The organism is Methanospirillum sp. (genome assembly GCF_035560735.1).
Taxonomy (GTDB): domain Archaea; phylum Halobacteriota; class Methanomicrobia; order Methanomicrobiales; family Methanospirillaceae; genus Methanospirillum.
This window is the reverse complement of the sequence record NZ_DATMYY010000251.1, coordinates 1-2593: the sequence shown is the minus strand read 5'-3', so window position 1 is coordinate 2593 and position 2593 is coordinate 1. Positions and strand designations below refer to the sequence as shown.

The following is a 2593-nucleotide window of genomic DNA, read 5'->3' as shown; positions in this document are numbered from 1 at the left end:
ATATAGATCATTTCATCCCCGAATTTCAGGACGACATTTTTTCCCGGTGGTATATCATTTCACTCTGGATCAAAACTGAATCACACAATAGTTGCTTTGATCAGATTGGGTGTGCCTGTTTGCACGACTTTCACGATATAGAGCAAAAATTACGCTCTGATTCACTCCCCTCACTGAACCTATTATAACCATACCACATATGAGATAGTGTCGCAAATCAGGCGACATGGGGGAAAAGATGGGAGATTTTACACAGAAAAGTGTGGTAAAATCAGCAATGCGGAAACTTGCAGCACCGATTGCTGATTATGCCACATTCAACGCACTTGTCCAGGATATTCTGGAAAATAATCCATGGGGATGTACAGCCTACGAGTCTGCCGGAGCAGCAAAACCTGCTGTTGAAAAGTCCAAGGAGGCGTATTCTGCGACTATCGTGTATGAGAACTCTGAGGCTAAGACTGTTGGAAGTATTCCGGTAAGAGGGCCGACGATGGCAGCGGTTAACACTGCTGTTACCCAAATCACAGGTTCAGCAGCAATCACTACCGGTATGGGGGCCGGTGTGACTGCTTCGCGTGATTCGTCAGAGGACTCATTCAGTTGCACAATCAAGGCTCATGCAAGCAACGGTGAACTGTATTCGGTGACCTTCAAGCGTGACAGCGTGACTGTATCCAGTTATGAAGCAGATTCTATCAGAACCGGTCTTGAGACCTGGGCTGATACGGTTGCCATCCTGGCATGATCTTCTCTTTTTTCATATCCGGGGGGAGTATGAAGAAAGGATATCTTGTTGCAGGGTTGTTTTGTCTGCTGTGTGCAGCCTTGACCGGTGCTGATTTTATTGCTACCACCATCAGTACCGATGGTTCTGCACATCTTTCCACTTCGGGTTCTGATGCAAACGGGTCATTTGCACAACATGCTATGACTGTTGATGCATCCCGGCTGATTCGGACGGTTTCGGGAGATGAAACCGGAAATGATATGGTGGTATCTGGATCAGGCCCGGTTCTTGTGTCAGATTTCGCATCAGCGATAGTGAAGGGATCAGAGATTAGGGATCACTGTATGTTTCTTGATGCAGGTGTGGAGCGATCTCTCGGCGATGCATCAGTGTATGTGTCTGGGATCTTGAGGGAAGGTGAGTATGATTCCTCACGGGCCATTGGTTCAGGTCTCTCTGGAGAAACCCGGGTGAATGGTTCAGGACTGCTGGCGTTCGGGTTTCAGGGAACCGGAAACAGGTCAATGGAAAGCAGAGGGTTTGTTTCAGGTAACATGTCGGTTCAGGATCTTTTCAGGTACGGGGGGAGAGTATGATCGCTGAACTGGCTGCCGGTGTATCATTTGGAATTGCGGTGATGAACGGAGTTGCAGCATACCATCTCTACCGGCAGTATCGTTTGCTTGCAGAAGAGTCTGCGGAGTTTGCAGGTACAGTGATTACGCTGATCAGGGATGAAGATGGGGAGATCGCTGTTGATCCAATGGTCCTTGCCGGGGAGGTCATGGATCATATGAGTCGGTTGTCCGGGATTGTGAAGTGGATACGGTTCTGATCTCGTCATTGGCGTATTACTTTATGAGATCAAATAGTATTGTGCCGGTGGGATACTCCGGCCTTTCTGGGAAGGTTGAGAAGAATGACGGGGTCATTCCCGTTATTCTTCGTATGAGTGTTGAGTCTCGGCAACACTCGCGGCGTTTCTGATGGATGAGTGATTCAATCACCCTGGCATTCCCAGCAGGATAAACATAACTAAAGAGTCGTGCTGTACATCGGAAAACTGGTAAAAGAAACTAATAAGCTGGCAACCTATGCTGGAAGAAAAACCGTTACGGTTGATGATATTGAGATAACTTTTGAAAACTAGCTTTTTTTGGCCTCATCTTCGCAGGCAGAAACTACCGTACATGTTACCTTCTTCAAAGCCTGGGTACTCTTCTCCCATAGCCCCGGATTTATCCCTTTCAACGAAGAGACGAGTTCTTCCAGATGAATAATCCCTGCCTTCTCCTTATCACAAGTCTTCCCAAATCTGGGAGCCCGGCAGGTATGACAGATGGAAAGGGCAAACCGGTTCATCGTCTCATGATCAAATATCTGCCTGTTCAGTTCACGTGCTGCAGCATCTGTTGATCCACATGGCGACCGGCGGATCGGCTGGCACCAGATAATCTGCTCTCCGTCCAGAAGGACATGAAATACAGGCCTGCCAAACACCTTTGCATACTCGTTGATCTGCCAGAACTCCGTGTTTGGCAAAAGGGAACACATCGTTTCAGGTCCGATTACAGCAGGGTTATACTCCTTTGCTTGGGCGATGAATCCAGGACCTAAGTTCACCCCGAGCAGGACCGGGACACCGGTTTTGATCAGTTCCATCGCAATATCGGGATGTCGAAGATAGGAGATATATAGATCACAGGGAGGGATTGTGAGATCGATATCATCAACAACCAGCGATGAGGGAAACGAGAGCAGGATCCATTCGGTGGAGAATCGCCTGCGTATCTGCTCATACGCCCGTTCCCCATACTGCCCGTCACTCACAATCCCGATCTTCACGGTATAAAGGTGTACATG

At 48.2% G+C, this 2593-nt stretch carries 4 protein-coding genes; 3 read left to right on the top strand and 1 reads right to left on the bottom strand.

The window, feature by feature from the left end; all coding sequences use genetic code 11:
- Window positions 1-238 precede the first annotated feature (238 nt).
- The 3 genes from VN429_RS07135 to VN429_RS07125 are packed head-to-tail and all read left to right on the top strand — an operon-like array spanning window position 239 to window position 1565.
- Window positions 239-748 carry a hypothetical protein gene (locus VN429_RS07135; RefSeq protein WP_325631436.1) on the top strand — a complete coding sequence of 170 codons (510 nt, stop codon included), beginning with the start codon at window positions 239-241 and terminating at the stop codon, window positions 746-748.
- A gap of 29 nt (window positions 749-777) precedes the next feature.
- Window positions 778-1326 carry a hypothetical protein gene (locus tag VN429_RS07130; RefSeq protein ID WP_325631434.1) on the top strand — a complete coding sequence of 183 codons (549 nt, stop codon included), beginning with the start codon at window positions 778-780 and terminating at the stop codon, window positions 1324-1326.
- A complete protein-coding gene (locus VN429_RS07125) occupies window positions 1323-1565 on the top strand; it encodes a hypothetical protein (protein ID WP_325631430.1) in 243 nt (80 codons plus the stop codon). Before VN429_RS07130 ends, VN429_RS07125 begins: the two co-directional genes overlap by 4 nt.
- 311 nt (window positions 1566-1876) lie before the next feature.
- Here VN429_RS07125 and VN429_RS07120 read toward each other — a convergent pair.
- The coding region (locus tag VN429_RS07120; protein WP_325631426.1) for a DUF166 family protein at window positions 1877-2593 on the bottom strand (717 nt) is incomplete at its 5' end.

What these genes read in the sequence shown, in the direction of transcription:
- VN429_RS07135 (WP_325631436.1), top strand. Translation starts at nt 239, where the DNA reads ATGGGAGATTTTACACAGAAAAGTGTGGTAAAATCAGCAATGCGGAAA.
- VN429_RS07130 (WP_325631434.1), top strand. Translation starts at nt 778, where the DNA reads ATGAAGAAAGGATATCTTGTTGCAGGGTTGTTTTGTCTGCTGTGTGCA.
- VN429_RS07125 (WP_325631430.1), top strand. Translation starts at nt 1,323, where the DNA reads ATGATCGCTGAACTGGCTGCCGGTGTATCATTTGGAATTGCGGTGATG.